The organism is Streptomyces luteoverticillatus (genome assembly GCF_003970715.1).
In the GTDB taxonomy this organism is placed as follows: domain Bacteria; phylum Actinomycetota; class Actinomycetes; order Streptomycetales; family Streptomycetaceae; genus Streptomyces; species Streptomyces abikoensis.
Genome location: NZ_CP034587.1, coordinates 5,884,887 through 5,902,671, shown reverse-complemented (window position 1 = coordinate 5,902,671; position 17,785 = coordinate 5,884,887). Strand labels below are relative to the sequence as shown.

The following is a 17,785-nucleotide window of genomic DNA, read 5'->3' as shown; positions in this document are numbered from 1 at the left end:
GGGGACAGTGCGCCCCGTAAGGGGCGCGGGGAACTGCGCGACAAGCCCCCACCGGCCCGCAGTGCAACGCGAACGCGCTCAGCCGCCCCGCCGAACGAACCAAGAGCCAAGGTACGCGTCCAGCGCCCGGACATCCCCCGCCCGGGCGCGCAGCCCGATATGCCCGTCCGGCCGGACAAGCAGCAACGTCCCGGGGGCGGGCCCTTCCGCCACCCCCTTCCCGGCCCGGATCCCGAAAACCTCCGCCCGCACGGCGTACCGGTCAAGAACCCGGCGCAGCTCGACCGTGTCGATCAAGCCCGGCACAGTCCCCGTCGTGGCCACGCCGCTCGCCGCGCCCACGAGCAGCGTCCAGCGCTCGTACGACAGCAGATCGTGGAGCCTGCGCTGCCGTCCGCTCTCGGTGACGGGCAGGTCGGGCAGCCGGTCGCCCGCGCGGAGGGCGCCGCGCCCGCCCCGGTCGGCGGCGAGCGGGCCGCTGCGGTAGTGACGGAAGAGCTCGCTGAGAAGGTTGCGGCCCTGCCGGTTGAACGTCTCGCTGCGCAGAAGCGCGGGCCCGAAAAGCCGCATCGCGGCAAGGGTCGGCACGGAGGGCGGCAGCTCCAGAACGTTGCGCCGCATCTGCCGCATCACCTCCCGCGCGATGGCGCGCTGCTCGGCGGTATAGGTGTCGAGCAGGGCGTCGCGGGCGTGCCCCTGGTGGACGGCGGCGAGCTTCCAGGCGAGGTTGTGGACGCCGCGCAGCCCGGTGTTGAGGCCGCGTCCGCCGACGGGGGCCCACAGATGGGCGCTGTCCCCGGCGAGGAGGGCCGGGCCCACGCGGAAGGTGGCCGCGACGCGGTCGTGGAAGCGGGCCCGGTTGAACCACTCGGGCTCGGTGGGCACCAGGCGGACGTCCGGGTCGTGGGCGACCCGGGCGACCAGCTCGCGCATCTCCTCGACGTCGGGCGGCGCGACGTGCCCGGGGTCCGGGTCGTCGCGGAAGCAGAAGAAGCGGTATCCGCCGCCCGGGCGCGGCGAGACGATGAGGCTGGCGCGGCGCTCGATGAAGAAGTACGTGGTGTCGGGGGCGTAGGGGTAGGGCCACCGGGGCCGGGCGTTGATCTGCACGGCCTGGAGGCCGGTGCGGCGCTCGCCCTCGAAGAGGAGGCCGAGCGTTCCGCGGACGACGCTGTGGGCGCCCTCGCAGCCCACGACCCAGCGGCAGTCGAGGGTCTCCAGCGTGCCGTCGGGTCCGCGTACGTCCACTTGGGCGGCGCGTTCGCCGGGGCGTACGGCGACGGCCTCGCTGTTCCAGCGGACCTCGGTGCCGAGTTCGCGGAGGCGTTCGGCCAGCAGTGCCTCGATGGCGATCTGCTCGATGGACAGCGGCTGGGGGAAGGCCGTGCCGGGGACGGTCATGGCGTGCCGGCCGATCTCGCGTCCCCGGACGTGGAAGACGGCCTGCCGCAGGGTCAGCCCCTGGTCGAGGAAGCGCTCCGCGCAGCCGAGGTCGCGCAGGATTTCCAGGGCGCGCTGCCAGAGGACGCTGGCCCGCACCTGCCGCTTGGTGCCGGGCTCCTTCTCCAGGACGGTCACGCCCAGTCCGTACTGGCGCAGGGCCACGGCCAGGGCCAGGCCGGTGGGCCCGGCCCCGATGATCACGACGTCCCGGCAGAAGCGGCTCATGGGCCTCCCCATCGCTCGCCCTTATGGTCGGGCATGCGAGGGGAGGCTTCAATGGGACGGCCAGGGGGCATTCGGGGGGCTCTCACGGGGCATTGACCCGTTCGGGCGCCCGTTCGACCCCGGTGCGGGCCCCGGCGCGCGTCAGTGCGCCTCCGCCTCCACGGGCTTGGGGATCAGGAAGGACGTGCCGAGGGCGGCGGCCATGATGACCACGCCGGCGATCATGCTGGTGACGTAGCCGCCGGCCGAGGCCGGGTCACTGGGCATGGCCGCTGTCTTGACCGCGTAGAGCAGCGCGAAGCTCAGGCCGGCACCGAGGTTGAAGGCGCCCGCGTTGAGGCCGGGCAGGAAGCCCGGGTTCTCCTTGGGCGACAGCACGATGCCCAGGCCGTTGAGGACGATGTTGGCGACGCCCGCGTAGGTGATGCCCACGAGGATCGAGGTGACCAGCAGCATCACGCGCGAATGGGCCGGGATGGTGAAGATCATCAGGATGACGGAGGCGGCGGCGCCGACCAGGCCCAGGCGCAGGATCCGCCCGTAGCCGTAGGTGGCGGCCAGCCGGCCCGCGATCGGGCCCATGGCGAGGCCGGCCAGCGCGTAGGGCGTCAGCGTCCACCAGGCGGAGGCCTCGGCGCTCATGCCGAGGCCGGCCTTGGCGTCCTGGGCGAAGGCGGGGATCAGGCCGTTCATGACGGCGAACACGCCGGTCATGGTGAGCACGGTGGTCAGCAGGATCGCCCAGGTGGCGCGCTGCTTGAGGTGGCGCGTGGCGACCAGCGGGTGGTGGGTGCGGTCCTCGGTCCGCCAGAACAGGGCGAAGGCGATCGCGGAGAGCACGACGAGCCCGCCGACCAGGCCCCAGTTCGCCGCGCCGAGCTTGCCCGCCTCGTTGAGGGCGACGAGCAGCGCGCCGACGGAGACGACGAGGAAGGCGACGCCCGGCCAGTCCATCGAGTGGGCGGAGGGGACCTTGGTCTCGCGGGTCAGCGTGGCGACGAGGACGGCCGCGATGACGGCCACGACGGCCATGGCCCAGAAGACGGACTGGAAGCCGTGGTTGTCGGCGAGGTAGCCGCCGGCCAGGGAGTCGACGCCGGCGATGCCGCCGTTGACGGCGGTGATCGCGCCCAGGAGGGTGCCGTAGCGCTTGGGCTCGGTGACCTCCATCCGCAGCATGATCAGGCACAGCGGGACGGTCGGGCCGGACGCGCCCTGGATGAGCCGGCCGACGAACAGCATGGGAACGCTCTCGGCCAGCGCGGCGACCACACAGCCGACGGCCATCAGCACCAGCATCCCCGCCAGCACCTTGCGGCGTCCGATGACGTCGCCGAGGCGGGGCAGGAACAGCGAGAACAGCGCGGCGGAGGTGAAGAAGGCCGTCTGGGTGAGGCCGATCTCCGCGGAGCTGGCGTGGAGGCTTTCCTCGATGCTCTTCAGCGCGGGGCTGAGCATGCTCGCGTTGAGCTGGAAGGCCACGCAGGCCGCGAGCAGCGCCGTGACCAGCACGCCCACGCGCACGGGACGGTGGCCGTCCCAGGTGGCGGGCTGGTCACCGGCGGGGTGATCAGTGTGAGAAACGTTCATGCTTCGACGTACCAATTCGTTCAAGGCTCGACCGCGACCAGTCTGTGGCAGACGGCGGGGACGGGCGACCCCGGCCCGGCCGGGCCGATCTGCCGCAAAGTGTCCCCAAAAATAGAAAAACCCCAGCGGAGCTGGGGTTTCCTCGGGTCTGGCGAGGTTTGGCCTCCCCTTTAGGGTACATGGACCCTTGTTGATCGTTTCCGGGCTCTCCGGAGTGCTGCCCGGTGGGAGCCGCTTCCCATAGGGTGAGTCCGGCCCGGCGACCGGGCCGGCGCAGGGGAGGGAATCGCATGGCGCCGAGACAGCTGCCCCCGTTACCCCAGTACCGGGGGGACGCCGTCACCCGACGGCTGTGCGCGACGACGCACCTGGACGAGGGCTTCACGCACAAGGTGCGACGGGAGTTCATGGACGACGGGCTCAAGGCCAACGGCCTGCCGCTCGGCGTCAACCTCATCGCGCTGGTACGGCACACCGAGGCCGCCTGGCGGCGCCGGGAGCGGCGGGACCGGCTGCTCTCGATCGTCCTGCTCGGCGTGATCGGCTCACTGCTCGGGCTCCTGGCGAGCCTCGGCGCCGGCGCGTCCACGGGCATGTGGTTCTGCCTCCTCCTTCTCGTCGTCCTCTTCGCGGGCGGAGGGGTGGTGGTCTGCCGGGCCGAGCACGACGCCCGGCAGGCGGCCCTCGACGCGTACCGGGACCCGCGCAAGCCGCAGGAGCTGGCACCGGCCGTGGCGCCGGAGGTGGAGAACCGCCTGGCCGATCTGCGCCGGCCGAACGTCCTGCCGTACGACGTGCGCGCCGAGTCGAGCAACCCCTTCGTCGGCAGCGGCAGGAAGATCAAGGAAGTCGTCTGGGAGTCCATCGACGTCAGCCGCCCCGCCGACTCCCCCACCGGCGGGAAGCTGGCCCTCGAACCCTTCGACGCGGTCGACCTCCACACCTACGTGGCCAAGAACATCAAGCACATCATCGGCCTGCCGGAGCTCAGGGCGCAGAACCGCCTCTACGTCCTCGGCACGAGCACCCCGTATCTGCCCGACCTGCTGCCCGATCCGCTGCGGCGGCCCGCCGCGCGCATCCCCCAGCAGTCCGTCCAGTCCGCGACGGTGCGATCGGGCGCGGGCATGCGCACGTATCTGAGCCTGGAGATGGTCGGCGAGGGCGGCAACGTCGTCGTCTCCATGCACCTGCGGGCCCGGCTCCTGCATCCCCGGCTGTCCTGGGAGGTCGCCGCCTATGTGGTGCCCCCGCTCCACGGCCGGTTCAGCGTGGTGCGCTACCTGCCCATCGAGGGCTTCGAGTACGGGTGGAGCCTGCTGCGCTTCGGCGTGTCGAACACCTGGCGGGGCGTGTGGGGCGCGCCCGGCCGCGCCGCCCGGCGGCGCGGGGAGCGGAAGCGCTACGCCCGCGAGCTGGAGCGGACGCGCCGGGCGATCTCCAAGCAGCACGCGGCCTACGACTACGGCGCCGACGACAGCCTGCGCAACTGGTGCTCCGACTGGAACGCCATGGGCCACACGGAACGCACCGACTCCCGGGACACCTTCCTCCGGCTCCAGCAGGGCGTACTGATCGCCACGGAACGGTTCCTGCAGGACCACAACGTCGACACCAGTGACTTCGACCGCGCCCAGCAGGTGATCGCCACCCAGACCTACAACATCTCCGGCGACATCACCGGCAACACCAACATCGGCGCCAACGGCCAGATCAACAACTACGCCCCCAGGGCGGAAGCTGAGAGGAGCCACCTTGAGCACGTACAACTTCCACGGCAACGTCTCGGGCCAGAGCAACTTCGGTGACCACGGCAGGATCGAGGTCCACCACGGCCAGTCCCCGGCCGAGGCGCTGCGGCTGGCCGGGGAGCTCGTGCGGCGGCTGCGCGCCGAGAGCCCCGGGCTCGCCGAGCCCGCCGACCTGGTGCGCGGCGAGCTGGCGCGCGCGGACGCCGAGGGGCGGTCCGTCGACCGGGGGCGGGTCCGGCAGTGGCTGGAGTTGATCACGACGGGGGTGGCGGCCGGCAGCGGTTCGCTCGCCCTGGCCCAGGATCTGGGCCGCGCCCTGGGGATGTGAACCCGGGCATGTGAGCGCGGCCCCCCGCTCGGTCGGCCCCCCCCACTCGGTCGGCCCGTCGCTCACTGGGCGCGGATCACGGCCCGCGCCCCGCCCAGGTCGATCTCCAGCCCGGCCCGCAGCGGCACGCTCCGGCCGGGCGGCACGTCCTGGGCGGTGCCGTCCGAGCGGCGGGCGCTCCAGGTCTTCGCCGACCGGTTGGCGAGGCCGAACACTCCCGGTTTCGTGGGGTGCTGGACGAGCTCGGCGACGACCGTGCCGTCCCCGTAGTCGTGGCGGGCGGGCTCGTCCAGGACGTGGTGCTCGTGCACCCGGGCGGAGCGGCGCAGCCGCAGGTGGCGCTCGGTGCCCAGCATCGGCGTGGTGATCACCAGGCGGGGCGGCAGGACGAGGGTGCTGCCGCAGGACCAGCAGGCGCGGGCCGTGGTGGAGAGGGGCTCGGTCATGTTCTGCCGGCCGCAGTTCGCGCAGTCCACGATCGTGTCGCGGACCTGCCGCAGGGCGTCGCGCCACTGCGATTCGCGGACGCGCCGGGACGGCTCGCGCAGCCCCTCGGTGAAGTTCTTGACGAACAGGGTGCGCAGCCTGGGCGGGACCACGGCCCAGGTGGCGAGGACGGTGCGCTGCTCCTGCGGGTCGGGCGCGTTGCTGTCGTCGTCGGGGTCGAAGACGAAGACGGGGTTCCGGCCGTAGAGGCGCTTCTCGGCGGCCTCGTCGAGGCAGCGGATGGCGAGCTCCGCCCGGCCCTTGAGCGGGTGGTGGTTCATGAGCAGCATGAACAGTAGAACGGACAGCGAGTGGAGGTCCGTCTGGGTGCCGGGGATGGCGCCCGTGTCGCCGCGCACCAGCTCGGGGGCCATGAACTCCATGGTTCCGGAGATTCCGCTGGCCTCGCCCTCGACCACGGCGTTGTCGTTGTCGCAGACGAGGACGTCGCCGTTGGCCGGGTCGAAGAAGATGTTGCCCCACGAGATGTCGCGGTAGGCGATGCCCCGGGAGTGGAGGGCCTGATAGGCCTCGACCATGTTCAGTCCGGCGGTCACCAGCGCCGTGGGCGTGGTGCGCAGCGTGCGGCGGAAGAGCGCGGGCAGACCCTTGAACCGCTCGGGGCGGATGTCCATGAGGTAGCCGAATCCGTCGCCGGGCCCGGGGACGAAGGCGTGCGGCCACAGGAAGCGGTCGTCGTCGAAGTCCCGGCTGACGAGCTCTTCGACGATCTTCCGCTGCTCGGGGGTGGCGCAGCTCGGGTAGTACCACTTGAGGGCCTTGTCGCCGAGCGGTGTCGTGACGCGGTGCACCTCGCCCTGGCCGCCGGCTCCCAGCATCCCGGAGACGACGATCTCGTCGCCCGTGTCGGTGGTGAGCCGGGCGCCTTCGTCGAGCATGCCGGACATCAGTCGCTCTCCGTTCCTCGGTCCTGGGGGCCGTCCTCGGAGGGGCCCGCGTCGGGGCCGCCTTCGCACGGGCCCGCGTCGTCCGGTCGCCGCCACACGGCGACCGCGGTGGTGTCGTCGCCCGAGTACGAGCCGGCGTGGTTCAGCCAGCCGGGCAGCGCCTCACGGATCGGCTCGGCGCCCTCCGCCGCCAGGCGTTCGTCCACCTCCCGGACGAACTGGACGAAGCCGTCCTGTGCCGCGAAGCTCTTCGACAGCCCGTCCGTGGACAGCGTCAGCAGGCGCGGCAGCCGCGCCGGGTCGGAGACGGGGGCCCAGTGCACCCGCATCAGGTCCCACGCCTGGCGGCCGCACAGGGACTCCGTCTCGTCCCCGAGCTCCGGTTCGGCCGGGGCGAGCGGGGCGCGGATCCTGCCGTCCGCCTCGACGAGCATCAGATCCCCGTCGCCCAGCTGCCAGGCGACCAGCAGACCGGGCACGAGGACCGCGCCGAGGAGCGTCGTGCCGTAGGCGAGGAGCTCGCCGCCCTTCGGCACGCCGTCCAGCGGCTCCTTGCGGACGTGCCGTTCGACCTCGTCCCGCCAGTCGCGCACGATCTCGCGGGGGACGCGGCCGCAGGCGTCGCGGTGGAGCTGCCGCAGGTCCCCCGACTCACGGGCGCGGGCCGCGAACTCGCGCCCGCGGTGGAGGAAGACGTCGACGGCGTAGCGCGCGCCGAGGCCGCTGCGCGCGTGGGCGGCCGAGCCGTGGCCGTCGGCGACGGCCAGCACGAGCGTGCCGTCGACCGTGTCGTCGACGTCGTACCAGTCCTGGTTGTGGGCCTTGCCCGGCCCCCGGACCGACTCGCGGAGGATCTCCCAGTGCGGCGGCACGCTCACCACACGTCGTCGTCATCGTCCTGGAGCTTGGGCGGCGCGAACGCGGGCCCGAGCTGCTTGGTGCCCGCCGCACCGCCGGCGACGGGCTGCGACGCGGCCTTGACGGCCGCCGTCGAGGCCCAGCGGATGGCGGCCGCCAGCTGCTTGGGGCTGTTCGCGTCCAGCACCGGGAGCTCCGGGTTGCCGAGGAACTCCTGGAGGACGCTCCGGTCGGCGTCCGCGCCGATGGCGATGGCGACCCGCACCGCCTTCTTGCCCCACGGGGTGGCGTCGATGGCCTTCAGGCCTGCCCGCCACTCGTCCAGGGGCTGACCGTCCGAGACCAGGGCGAGCACCGGCTTGAGCGCCCGCTGCGGCATGGGCGGCGTCTGAAGCTCGCGGGCCACCAGGGACAGGGCCGCGCCGAGGTTGGTGCCGCCGTCGACCTGGATGTCCTGCCAGGTGAAGTCGTCGATGGGGACGGGCTGCGCCTGATGCCACCGGGCGGTGCTGGAGAAGGTCAGGACCCGGACCAGCAACTGGGCGGAGGCGTTGTCGTGGGCCACCGACTGCATCTCCGGGATGGCCTCCCGGATCGCGTAGTTGAGCGTGCCTATCTTCTCCCCGAGCATCGAGTACGAGCAGTCGAGGATCCAGATGAAATGCACCGGGCGGCTCTCCATCGGGCCACCGGGAATGTCGCTCACGCGGGCATCACTCCATCAGTCCGTTCAGCGATAACAGGATGAACAACACGGTCGCGCAGACCGGGACGACGGCCGCCGCGACGAACAGGCCCAGCACCACGCGGCGTTGCCGCGCCACATGGGCGGGCAGCGCGATGGGCGTCCGGGTGGATGTGGATGTCACCGTGCGCGGTCTTCTCTTTCTCACCGTCCGACTCACCGTCCGAGCGCCCCGACCCTATCCGCAGGGACGCGCCGACGTCACGCCTTTACCTTGCCGTCCGGCTCGCGCACCTCGTCCACGAGCAACTTCCGTACGGGAAGTCCGGTTTGCCCCAGCAGCCACAGCACCGGCTCGGCGGCGCGCCGCTGTTCGCCGTCGAGGGCGTCCGCGCCGGTGGCGGCGCGGGCACTGACCGCCCAGTAGCGGGTGCGGCCGAAGGTGTGGCCGAGACCGCGCACGAGGTTGCCAAGGCCCACGCTCTCCAGCCACACGTCGGTACGGGGGCCGGGAACGGGCAGCGACACCAGCCGGTCCAGGACGTCCCGTTTGGTGACCACCGTGGCCACCGGGGTGCGCCCGCGACGGCCCGTCAGCGCCTGCATCTCCCCCGCCAGCCGCTCGTACGTGGCCATGGGGCCCTCCGGCGAGGGCCGGGCCCCGACGGCCCGGCCGCCGTCGTCGCCGCCGAGCCGCCCGCGCACGCCGGGCTCGGCGAGCGCGTCCACGACCAGCACCACCCCGTCCGCGTGCGCGAGGTACTGCTGCTCGCGCACGGCCCCGGCGTCACGGAGGCTCTCGCCCATCGGGTCGTAGAGGTACAGCAGCCTTCGGCGCCGGCCCTTCGAGACGAGGAGCATGAGGGCGCGGGGCTGTCGGCCGGTCGTGGCGTGGGCCCAGCCGTCGCCGTCCAGCTGCCGGTTGAGCGCGGCCAGTTCGTCCACGTCGGAGCGGGTGGCGCACGCCATGCCGAGCATGCCGCGCCGCTCCCACGAGGCCAGGCCCGCGACCATGGCGGCAAGCAGCATCGTCTTCCCCGACGACGTGCCCCCGACGACCGGCAGGTGCACGGTCCGCACCGCGCCCAGCTCCCGGGGGAGCCGCTGGTCGCAGTGCGGGCACGCGGCCGCCAGCTCGCCGCGCCCGCCGGGCAGGCTGGTGCGCAGCGCCGTCCCGCACACGCAGATCCGGCGCAGCACCCCGAACCGGCCCGGGCGCAGCCGCTCGTGGCGCGCCCCGCACGTCGGGCACCGGTGGACGGGCAGCGCGATCCGCCGGTAGCAGCCGGGGTGGGGACAGGCCATCCGGACCCCGCGCAGCAGCCTGCCCGTACCTTCCACGGCCCGGACGGCCACGGCCACGAGCGCCAGGGCCGCGCAGACCACGGCGACGAACAGCACGAGAAGGGCCACGGCCTGCGCGAAGAGCAGCCCGGCGAAGACCGCCGCGAGGCTCGCGCCCGCGCCGACCCCCACGCCCACGCAGCGCATCACGGTCTGAGTGAAGCCGTTCTCCCCCAGGGGACCGCTCGGGCGGCGGCCGTGGAACAGGTTGCGGGTGATCCGCCCGAACCATTCGTGGACGAGCGCGTAACGGACGGCGTGGACGCCGCTGAGCGTGGCGGAGCCGATGTCCGTCCACACCTGGCGGTACCAGTACGCGCCGTGGGCCGGTTCGCCCGCGCCGCCCGCCGCCGCCACCCGGGGGTCCATGACGCCCGCCTGCCAGGGCCCCAGGCAGCGCCCGGTCGTGTACAGGGCGCGCCACAGGAAGTCGGGGGCGACGCGCAGGAAGACGCCCGCCGCGACGAGGCCGTTGACGAGGAGGAAGATCCTCGTCGGCCACCAGGTCAGCAGGTCCGTCATGGGCGTTCCTCCCTCGGCGGCTCGATGTCGCCGGGGCCGCGCGCCCCGGCGGTCCCCGGCCGGTTGCCGCCCCGGGCGCGCCAGCGGCCGCTGATCCTGCCGAGGACGCCGGGGCGGTTCCAGTCCTGGAACGCGGACGCCCACGGGCCGCCCCGCCGCCGCAGGTCGCCGAGGAGCTCGTCGACGTCCTCGGCGGGCATGCGGCGCACCACCGGCCGCAGCACGGACGTGAGCAGCCCGGTGCGGATCTCCTCCCAGAGGGCGCCGGCGCCGGGCGCGGTCTGCCAGGCGGCGAAGCACTCGGCGGCGTAACCGGGCGTGCCGCGCATCCGGTCGGCGACGCCCTCCCGGCGGGCCGCCCGGTCGTACGCGCGCAGGAAGGGCTCGTCGCCGCCCTGGACGAGGGCGAGGAGCTCGCCCGGGGGCGCGGTGGAATCGAGGAGCCGTTCGGCGAGCGCGGTGCTCACGCGGGTCTCGATGCCGGGTTCCAGAGGAAGGGCCTGGGCGCGCAGGGCGACGGCCCGGCCCGCGTAACCGGTCAGGGCCTCGCCGGCCGTCAGGTCACCGGCCAGTTCGAGCAGCAGGAGCGCGGCTCGCTGCCGGGGGGCGAGGGTGGTGGCGCGGTTCAGGAGCAGGGCCTTGGCGAGCTCGGGCGCCTCGGGGTCGTCGGGTTCGCTGTCGAGGGCGGCCTGGACGAAGGAGTCGTCGAGGCCCGCCGCGCGGCACCACGTCTCCGGGAGCTCGGCGAGGAGAATGCCGGCCTCCACGGGGCGGATCGGGGTGCCGCCCCAGATCAGCCGGACGGCCGTGCGCAGGACGGACGGCTCCCCCTGGTGCTCGGCGCCCGCCGCCTTCATGAGGGAGTCGAGGAGCCCGGGACGGTCGGTGTGCTGCCCGGCCATGCCCAGGGCGGCGGCCATGCGCAGGTGGGGGTGGGGCTCGAGGTCGGCGCCCGGGATTCCGTCCGCGAGGACGCGGGCGACGGCCGCCGGGTCGCCCGTGGCGGCGGCCCGGTCGAGGGAGCCGAGGACGGCGGCCGCGAGTTCGGGGTGGGCGCCGAGCGCGGCCCGTACGGCGGCCCGGTCCTTGTCGTCGTTGTCGTCGTTGTCGTCGAGGAGGGCTGCGCTCATACGGGTCGTGAGGGCGGGCAGGGCGGCGGTCAGGTCGAGGCGGAGCGCCTCGGCGAGGCGGTGGAGGGACAGGAGCACGGGCAGGGGTTCGTCGGACGCCCGCGTCAGCTCCGCGCGCAGGTCGCGTACGAGGGGGTCCGTGATCGCGTGGCCGGCCAGGGGCGCGAACTCGTCGGCGAGCGCGGCCAGGGCCGTCCACTCCTCGGCGGTACGGGCCGTGCCGCCCGCCGCCAGCCCGGTGAGCAGCGCGAACCGGTCGGACGTCGGGGGCTGCTCCATGGCCCGGCGGGCGGCCGCCGTGCGGCCGGCCGCGTCGAGGGCGACGCCCTCGCGGGCCGCCAGGACGGCGAGGCGCCCGGCGTCGTACGGCGCGTCCGGGCCGGTGCCCTCCGGGTTCCGGACCGTCCCGGAGACCAGTTCGGGGAGCCCGGCCAGCCACAGGCGGGCGGCGACCGACGCCCAGGCGTCGGGCGCGTCGCGTGCCGGGCTGGAGCGGCCGCCCGCGCAGTCGTGGACGCGGAAGCGGCGGTCGGCGTCGGCGGCGTCCGTGTCGGCGTCGGGCGAGGTGCCGACGATCTGCTGCCGGGCGAGCCCGGGGCGGCGGGTGTACGTCGTGAAGGTCAGCCGGCCGGCCCGCTCGCGCGGGAGGACGGCGCTGGCGACGGCGATCCAGTGCGCGACGTCGGCGCTGTCGCGCTCGACGACGAGGAGTTGCGGCGCGTCGGGGTCCAGGAAGAGGTTCCGTACGTCCGCGAGGAAGGGTTCGAGCCGCTCGGCGCGGGCGCGGACGAATTCCAGCAGCCGCGCCTTGTCGATGCGCCCGGCCGAGGTGGGCTCCCCCGCCAGGACGCCGTCCCCGGGTGTGCTGTCGGCCCAGAAGGAGGACTCCCACGCCTGGATGGGCAGCATGCCGCCGGGCAGGGCGTCGGCCGGGGACAGCCGGACGGCGTGGGCGTGGAAGTTGCCGTACCGCCCGCTGTAGTCGGTGCCGGTGTAGACCGCGCGGCACAGCAGCCTGCTGCCGTCGGAGAGGAGGTGGTGGCTGAACGCGATGGGGAAGGTCGTGAGTTCGTCGGCGGTGGGGCGGGCGGGGGCGGCGCGCGGCGGCTCGTAGCCCACCAGTTGCTCCACCTCGCCGAGGAGGGCGGCGGGCAGGTCGTCGCTGACGGCGGTGAAGCGGAAGCCGGAGCCGTCCGGGCCGGGGGCGGCGGACGTGTAGTGCAGCTGCTGGAGCGTCACGCCTTACCCGCCTTCTTCTCCTTGGGCTTCTCCTTGTGGGTGGGCAGCAGGCCCCGGCGGGTCAGCAGCCACAGGAGCGGGTCCTCCACGCGGGTCGGCTGCGGGCCGGACTTGGGCGCGTCGGCCGGGGCGTCGGCCGGCGGCGGCGCGCCGAGCGCGGAGAGGCCGAACAGTCCCACGTCCGAGAAGTCGCTCTCGAGCTGCCGGTGCAGCGCACCGCCGTCCCAGCTCTCCAGGAGGGAGCGCACTTCCTCGTGGACGGCGGTGCGGTCGGCGCTGTCGAAGGCGCCGCCGTGGTGGGAGGCGTTGGTGTGCAGAGGGGAGTGCGGGGAGAGCAGGGGGCGCAGCATGTCGGTCTTGGTGAGGGCCACGGCGACGGGGGTCGACAGCCGGCCGCGCGATCCGGCGCGGCCGTGGCCGCGCAGTTGTGCCGCGATGTCGGCGGCGATCTGCTGGGGCGGGGTCTCCACGGCCGGCAGGGGTGGTCCGTCGCCGCCCGAGAGCTCGTCCCGGACGGAGGGCAGCTGCAGGGGGTCGACCAGGAGGATGATGCCGTCGGCGGCGGCCAGGTAGGCGGTGTAGCGGTCCATGGCGGCGGCGTTGCTCAGGTCCTCGCCCGCCGCGTCGAAGAAGACCAGGGCGGTGTGTCTGCTGCCGGTGTGCTTGTTCCCGACGGCCAACCGGCTGCGGGAGGGGACGCTCAGCCGGTACAGCAGCGGGTCGTTGAAGCCGAGCGCGGCGGGCCGGGTGGCGCCCGGCAGGTGGCGCCGCTCGTAGAGTTCGGCGGCCATGTCGCGGTCGCGGCGCTGGGTGTCCGCGCCCATCGCGGCGAGCGACGCCCGGTACGCGCCGCCGACGCGGTGGCGCAGTTCGTTGACGAGCACGGTGATGTAGGTGCTCTTGCCGGTGGCCTTGGCGCCCACGAGGGCGATGATGCGGCTGTCCTGGTCGCAGTAGTCGCTGGGCAGGTCGCTGTGGCAGCGCCGGCAGACGCGTACGGGCGTGGGGACGCCGCAGTCCGGGCAGGCCGCCCGTCCGCCGGCGCCACGCAGGGTGCGGAGGTCCCGGGCGCGGAGGTCGAGGGTACGGGGCGCGTCGAAGACCGGGCCGCGCATCCGGGCCTGCGGGGGAACGCTGGGGCCCTTGAAGTCGGCCCAGACGTCGTCGCGTTCGGGGTCGCAGTTCGTACCGCCGCGCACGCCCGTCGCGGACATCAGGCAGCGATAGCCGAGCCGGGCGGCCGGGCCTCGGGCGAAGCAGTAAGGGCAGATGACGGTCGTCATGTCAGCGCACCACCAGGTCCTTGTGCGGGGGCTCTTCGAGGCGTACGGCGTGGGCGTGCGGGCCGAGCAGGAACGCGCGGAGCGTATAGGGGCGCCGGATTCCGGCGGCCTCCACGGCCGCCTGGACGTCCCGGCTCACCGGCCCGCCGGTCAGCTCCCCGCCGCTCAGACGCAGCACGGGCGTGCCGTCTTCGGGCGTGCGGGGCAGGGGCTCGGTGGCGGTGCGGGCGACGAGCAGGAGCTCGGGGAGGCCCGGCGCGGCCTCCCCGACGACTTCGGCCCGTACGGCGACCCGGCGGCGCCGGCCGGCGAACCGTCCGCCGAGGCGCTCGACCGTGTAGGAGACGGCGACGTCGGCCGGGATCTCCGCCTCGGCCGGCGGGGGCGGGAGCAGCACGTCGGCGTCGGTGACGGCGAGCGGTTCGGCCTGGAAGCGCGCCGCCGAACCGGTCACGTCGATGTGCAGCCCTTCGCGGAAGTACGTGCTCCGGCCGATCCTGCGCTCGTCGGCCCGGCCGTCCTGCCACCAGCGGACGAGGACGCGGTCCGCCGCCCCCGGCCAGTCGAACGTCAGCCGGGCACGGCCGGGTCCGACCCGGCGTACCGTCAGCGCCTCGACGGCCTCCGGGACGTCGACGCGCACGCTCGGGCCGGCCACGGCCCGCTCGCCGAGGACGGTGACGGCGGTGAGGCGGGCGGTGGTGCCACGCGGAGGCCGGAGTCCCGCCGATCCGACCGTGAGCCATGGGAGTGCTGATGGGAGCCGGCCGGCGGTGGCGGGCAGGTCCTCTCCGGCCTGCGGTGGCGGACCCGGCCAGACCAGCAGGCGTACGTCGCCCCGGTCGCCTCCCGTCCAGCCGACGGTCAGGGTGCCCGGGGTGTCGCCGGGGCGGACGGTCAGGGCGGTCACGGCGTCGGGCCACGGGTGGACGGCCCGGCGGAGGCGCAGTCCGGGTGAGCGGACCTCGCGGCCGGTGGCGGTGCGGTAGACGCAGGAGATCCGGTACTCGTACGTGCCGGGTGCGAGGCCGTCGTCACGGAAGCCGTGTGGGCTCGCGGCGATCTCGGTGGCGGTCGTCTCCGGGCGCGGGCCGGTGCGGACGACGGTGACGCGGTGGGCCCCGGGCGGGGTGCGCCACGTCGCGTCGACGCGTGCCCGGGCGTCGGATGCCTGCACGTCCTCGACTTCGGGGGCGACGAGCAGCTCCGGGCCGACGAGGGGGAGGCCCGCGATCCGCCCGTCGTCGCCGTCACCTTCGCCGAGCGGCAGGACGGCGTGGCGGACGCGCTCGCCGAGGGGCGCGGCGGTGTCGGTGAAGGTGGACGTGCCGGTGGACGTGCCGGTGGCCTCCCCCAGCGTCACGGGGGCCTGCCCGGCGACGTACCGCAGGACCCGCCAGGCCCGTGCGTCCGGCCGCCAGTTCAACCGGACACCCTCCGGGCCGGGTTCGGCGGCGAGGGCGCCGTCGGGGCGGCAGGTGAGGATGAGGCCGCGCAGGGCGTGGGGGTCGTCCTCGGCGGCCCGTGCGGCGCGTAAGTAGCGCTGCGCGGCGGCCGGCGCGTCCCCGGCTCGCTTCAGCGCGTCCGCTTCCTTCAGCAGATTGTCCACGTGCCGGGCGCGGGCCTCGACCCGGGCGACGAGCCGGGCGAGCCGCTGGTCGCCCAGGGGCGTGGGCAACTGCCGGGTCAGGGCGCGGGCCTGCCGGACGCGGCGCTCGCGCCAGGCGTCCGGCAGGGTCTCGGCGGCGGTGCGCGCGGCGGGTTCGAGGCGGGGCGCGTGCCGGGCGGCGTAGGCGAGGGCCGTGGCCTCAGCCGGGTCGACGCCGAGGGCGACGGCGGCTTCGGGGCGGGGGCCGTGCGGGTCGTCCCGCAGCAGTCGCAGGAGTTCGTACAGGACGATCCGGCGCAGCCCCATCGGGTCCTCGGCGAGGACGGCGTCGTAGCGCGTCAGCAGCGCGTCCCACTCGGCCGGGCCGGTTGACGCGGCGCGGATCTCCGCGAGGCGGTCGCGGTCGACGTGGCGCGGCCGGCCGCCCCGGCCGGGTACGCGCAGCCCGTCGAGGACGAGGAACCGGACGGCCGGGCGCCCGCCGACGGGAAACAGCCCGTCGGCGGCGTGCCGCAGCCCCAAGGCCGCCTGCCGCGCCCGGAGATCGTCATATGCGGGCACAAGAGGCGAGACCGGCATGTCCGGAAGTGCCTGCGGCAGCCCCAGGATCCCCCCGAACTCCCGCCCCATCCGCCGTTGCCCCCGCGTTCCGATATACGTACGACATGCCATCTCACCAGATCGGGAGGCTTGTTGCCGAGGTTTGCCAAGATCCGCGCCGTGTGCCCGGTCACCGGGGTCATCCCGGCGTCGAGCCGGTGACGGAGGCGAGGGCGTGGTGGAGGGCGGAGTCGCTTGCCGGGTGGTCCCGCCAGCGGGCGGCGATGTGGCCGTCGGGGCGGACGAGCAGCGCTCCGTGCGGGCCGAGTCCGCACACGTCGGCGTGCTCGCCGGGCAGGGTCTCGACGCGCAGCGGCCAGGGCGCGGCGGCCGCCTGGCCCTCCCAGCGGGCGGGGTCCGGGGTGAGGAGGCTGAACCACTCGCCGAGGGCGTCGAGCGTGGAGCGATGGTCCGTGAGCCAGAGGTGGGGCATGCGGTGGCCCGGCGCGGCGGTGAGGACGTAGTCCGTTCCGCTGTCGGACGGCTCGGTTCCGGGTGGGGTGTCACCGTCGGCGTCGCCATCGGCCAGGACGGCGGTGGAACGGTACGTGACGCCGAGCAGGAGGCCGAGCTGGGCGAAGAACCTCTCCGTCCAGGGGAGTTCCACCCGGTCCGGCGCCGCTCCACCGGCCTGGAGCTGTTCGCGCCGCCGGTTCTGCACGCGCATCATGAGCTGGGCGTTGGCCACCGCCTGCTGGAGCGTCCGCTGGGCGACGGGGTGTCGTTCGGCCTCGTAGGTCTCCAACAGGCCCGGGTCGGCCCACCCGTTGAGCACACCGGCCAGTTTCCAGCACAGGTTGTGCACGTCGGAGAGGCCGGTGTTCATGCCCAGGCCGCCCGTGATGGGCATCGCGTGCGCGGCGTCGCCGGCCAGCAGGATCCGGCCGTGGCGGAGGCGCTCGGCCACGAACGCGTTCATCACCCAGTGCTGGACCCGCACCACGTCGACCGGTACGTCGGCTCCGGACCCGAGGGCGCGCGAGACGAGCGCGGGCCAGTCGGCGCTGGCGGCGCCCTCGGGGGTGGGGGCGAACCAGGCCCAGCCGCCTTCGGGGTAGACCGGGGCGAACAGCCCGTGCGTGGTGAAGTAGAGCCCGGCGGGCCGCTCGGCGCACCAGCGGTCGAGGTCGGCGTCGAAGACGACGGTGGTGAAGTCCCCCAGCGCCCCGGGCCCGGCGGTGCCGATGCCCAGGAGCCGCCGGACGGTGGAGTTCGCGCCGTCGGTGGCGAGGACGTAGCGGGCGCGGACGCGGGTCTCCGCGCCGGTCCGGTGGTCGACGAGCGAGGCGACGACGCTCTCCGCTCCCCGGCCCTGGTCCAGGGCGACGAGTTCGGTGCCGAAGCGCATCGGTGCGCGCGCCGCGCCGAGCAGGGTGGGTTCGAGCCGGTCCTGGGAGGTGACCACGCCGATGACGGGGCTCTCGGGGACCGGCGCGTCGACGCCGATCATCGCCGCCCTCGCGAAGTCGCGGTCGTGGAGGGTGTCACGGAAGCGGATGCAGCCGTACCGGGGCGCGAACGCGGCGTCCGCGATCCCGTCGGCGAGCCCGAGCCCGCGGAAGATCTCCATGGAGCGCACATTGACCAGCCGCGAGCGGGGGAAGGGGGACAGCTCGGCGTGTTTCTCGACGAGCAGGGTCCGTACACCCCAGCGCTCCAGGAGCGCCCGGGCGGTGAGCCCGACGGGCCCACCCCCGACGATCAGTACGGGCAGGAGGTCGTCGTCATCGCTGCCGCCGTCGGGCATGGGCATGTCCGTCATGGCAGCAATCTTCCGCACGGCG

13 protein-coding genes are annotated in these 17,785 nt (G+C 74.3%); 2 read left to right on the top strand and 11 right to left on the bottom strand.

The window, feature by feature from the left end; genetic code table 11:
* Positions 1-78: 78 nt before the first annotated feature.
* Together EKH77_RS26315 and EKH77_RS26310 are read right to left on the bottom strand one after the other, a co-directional pair.
* Complete coding sequence (locus tag EKH77_RS26315; protein ID WP_164737863.1) at positions 79-1,668, bottom strand: FAD-dependent oxidoreductase; 1,590 nt, start codon at positions 1,666-1,668, stop codon at positions 79-81.
* Positions 1,669-1,809: 141 nt separating this feature from the next.
* Complete coding sequence (locus EKH77_RS26310; protein WP_126916763.1) at positions 1,810-3,258, bottom strand: MFS transporter; 1,449 nt, start codon at positions 3,256-3,258, stop codon at positions 1,810-1,812.
* A 290-nt stretch (positions 3,259-3,548) separates the two neighbouring features.
* On the opposite strand from EKH77_RS26310, the gene EKH77_RS26305 reads away from it, so the two are divergent.
* Positions 3,549-5,066, top strand: a complete 1,518-nt coding sequence (locus tag EKH77_RS26305) for a hypothetical protein (protein WP_206279929.1) — start codon at positions 3,549-3,551, stop codon at positions 5,064-5,066.
* A complete protein-coding gene (locus EKH77_RS26300; RefSeq protein WP_126916762.1) occupies positions 5,014-5,337 on the top strand; it encodes a hypothetical protein in 324 nt (107 codons plus the stop codon). Before EKH77_RS26305 ends, EKH77_RS26300 begins: the two co-directional genes overlap by 53 nt.
* A gap of 62 nt (positions 5,338-5,399) precedes the next feature.
* On the opposite strand, the gene EKH77_RS26295 is transcribed toward EKH77_RS26300, so the two are convergent.
* The 9 genes from EKH77_RS26295 to EKH77_RS26260 form a co-directional block, all read right to left on the bottom strand.
* Entirely contained in the window at positions 5,400-6,731 is a 1,332-nt protein-coding gene (locus tag EKH77_RS26295; protein WP_126916761.1) for a protein kinase domain-containing protein, read from the bottom strand.
* Positions 6,731-7,609, bottom strand: a complete 879-nt coding sequence (locus EKH77_RS26290) for a PP2C family serine/threonine-protein phosphatase (RefSeq protein WP_126916760.1) — start codon at positions 7,607-7,609, stop codon at positions 6,731-6,733. Before EKH77_RS26290 ends, EKH77_RS26295 begins: the two co-directional genes overlap by 1 nt.
* Positions 7,606-8,271, bottom strand: a complete 666-nt coding sequence (locus EKH77_RS26285; RefSeq protein ID WP_126918305.1) for a vWA domain-containing protein — start codon at positions 8,269-8,271, stop codon at positions 7,606-7,608. Before EKH77_RS26285 ends, EKH77_RS26290 begins: the two co-directional genes overlap by 4 nt.
* 31 nt (positions 8,272-8,302) lie before the next feature.
* Positions 8,303-8,458: a hypothetical protein gene (locus EKH77_RS33115; RefSeq protein WP_164737862.1), complete on the bottom strand. Its 156-nt coding sequence runs from the start codon at positions 8,456-8,458 to the stop codon at positions 8,303-8,305.
* Positions 8,459-8,535: 77 nt separating this feature from the next.
* Positions 8,536-10,140 (bottom strand): TRAFAC clade GTPase domain-containing protein, encoded by a 1,605-nt coding sequence (locus EKH77_RS26280; protein WP_126916759.1) that lies wholly within the window; start codon positions 10,138-10,140, stop codon positions 8,536-8,538.
* Positions 10,137-12,509, bottom strand: a complete 2,373-nt coding sequence (locus EKH77_RS26275) for a GTPase-associated protein 1-related protein (protein ID WP_126916758.1) — start codon at positions 12,507-12,509, stop codon at positions 10,137-10,139. The genes EKH77_RS26280 and EKH77_RS26275 overlap by 4 nt, the downstream gene beginning before the upstream one ends.
* Positions 12,506-13,792: a hypothetical protein gene (locus EKH77_RS26270; RefSeq protein WP_126916757.1), complete on the bottom strand. Its 1,287-nt coding sequence runs from the start codon at positions 13,790-13,792 to the stop codon at positions 12,506-12,508. The genes EKH77_RS26275 and EKH77_RS26270 overlap by 4 nt, the downstream gene beginning before the upstream one ends.
* Before the next feature lies 1 nt (position 13,793).
* Positions 13,794-15,980 (bottom strand): hypothetical protein, encoded by a 2,187-nt coding sequence (locus tag EKH77_RS33110; RefSeq protein ID WP_164737861.1) that lies wholly within the window; start codon positions 15,978-15,980, stop codon positions 13,794-13,796.
* A gap of 160 nt (positions 15,981-16,140) precedes the next feature.
* Positions 16,141-17,763, bottom strand: coding sequence for an FAD-dependent monooxygenase (locus EKH77_RS26260; RefSeq protein ID WP_240667539.1), 1,623 nt, complete (start codon positions 17,761-17,763; stop codon positions 16,141-16,143).
* Positions 17,764-17,785 lie beyond the last annotated feature (22 nt).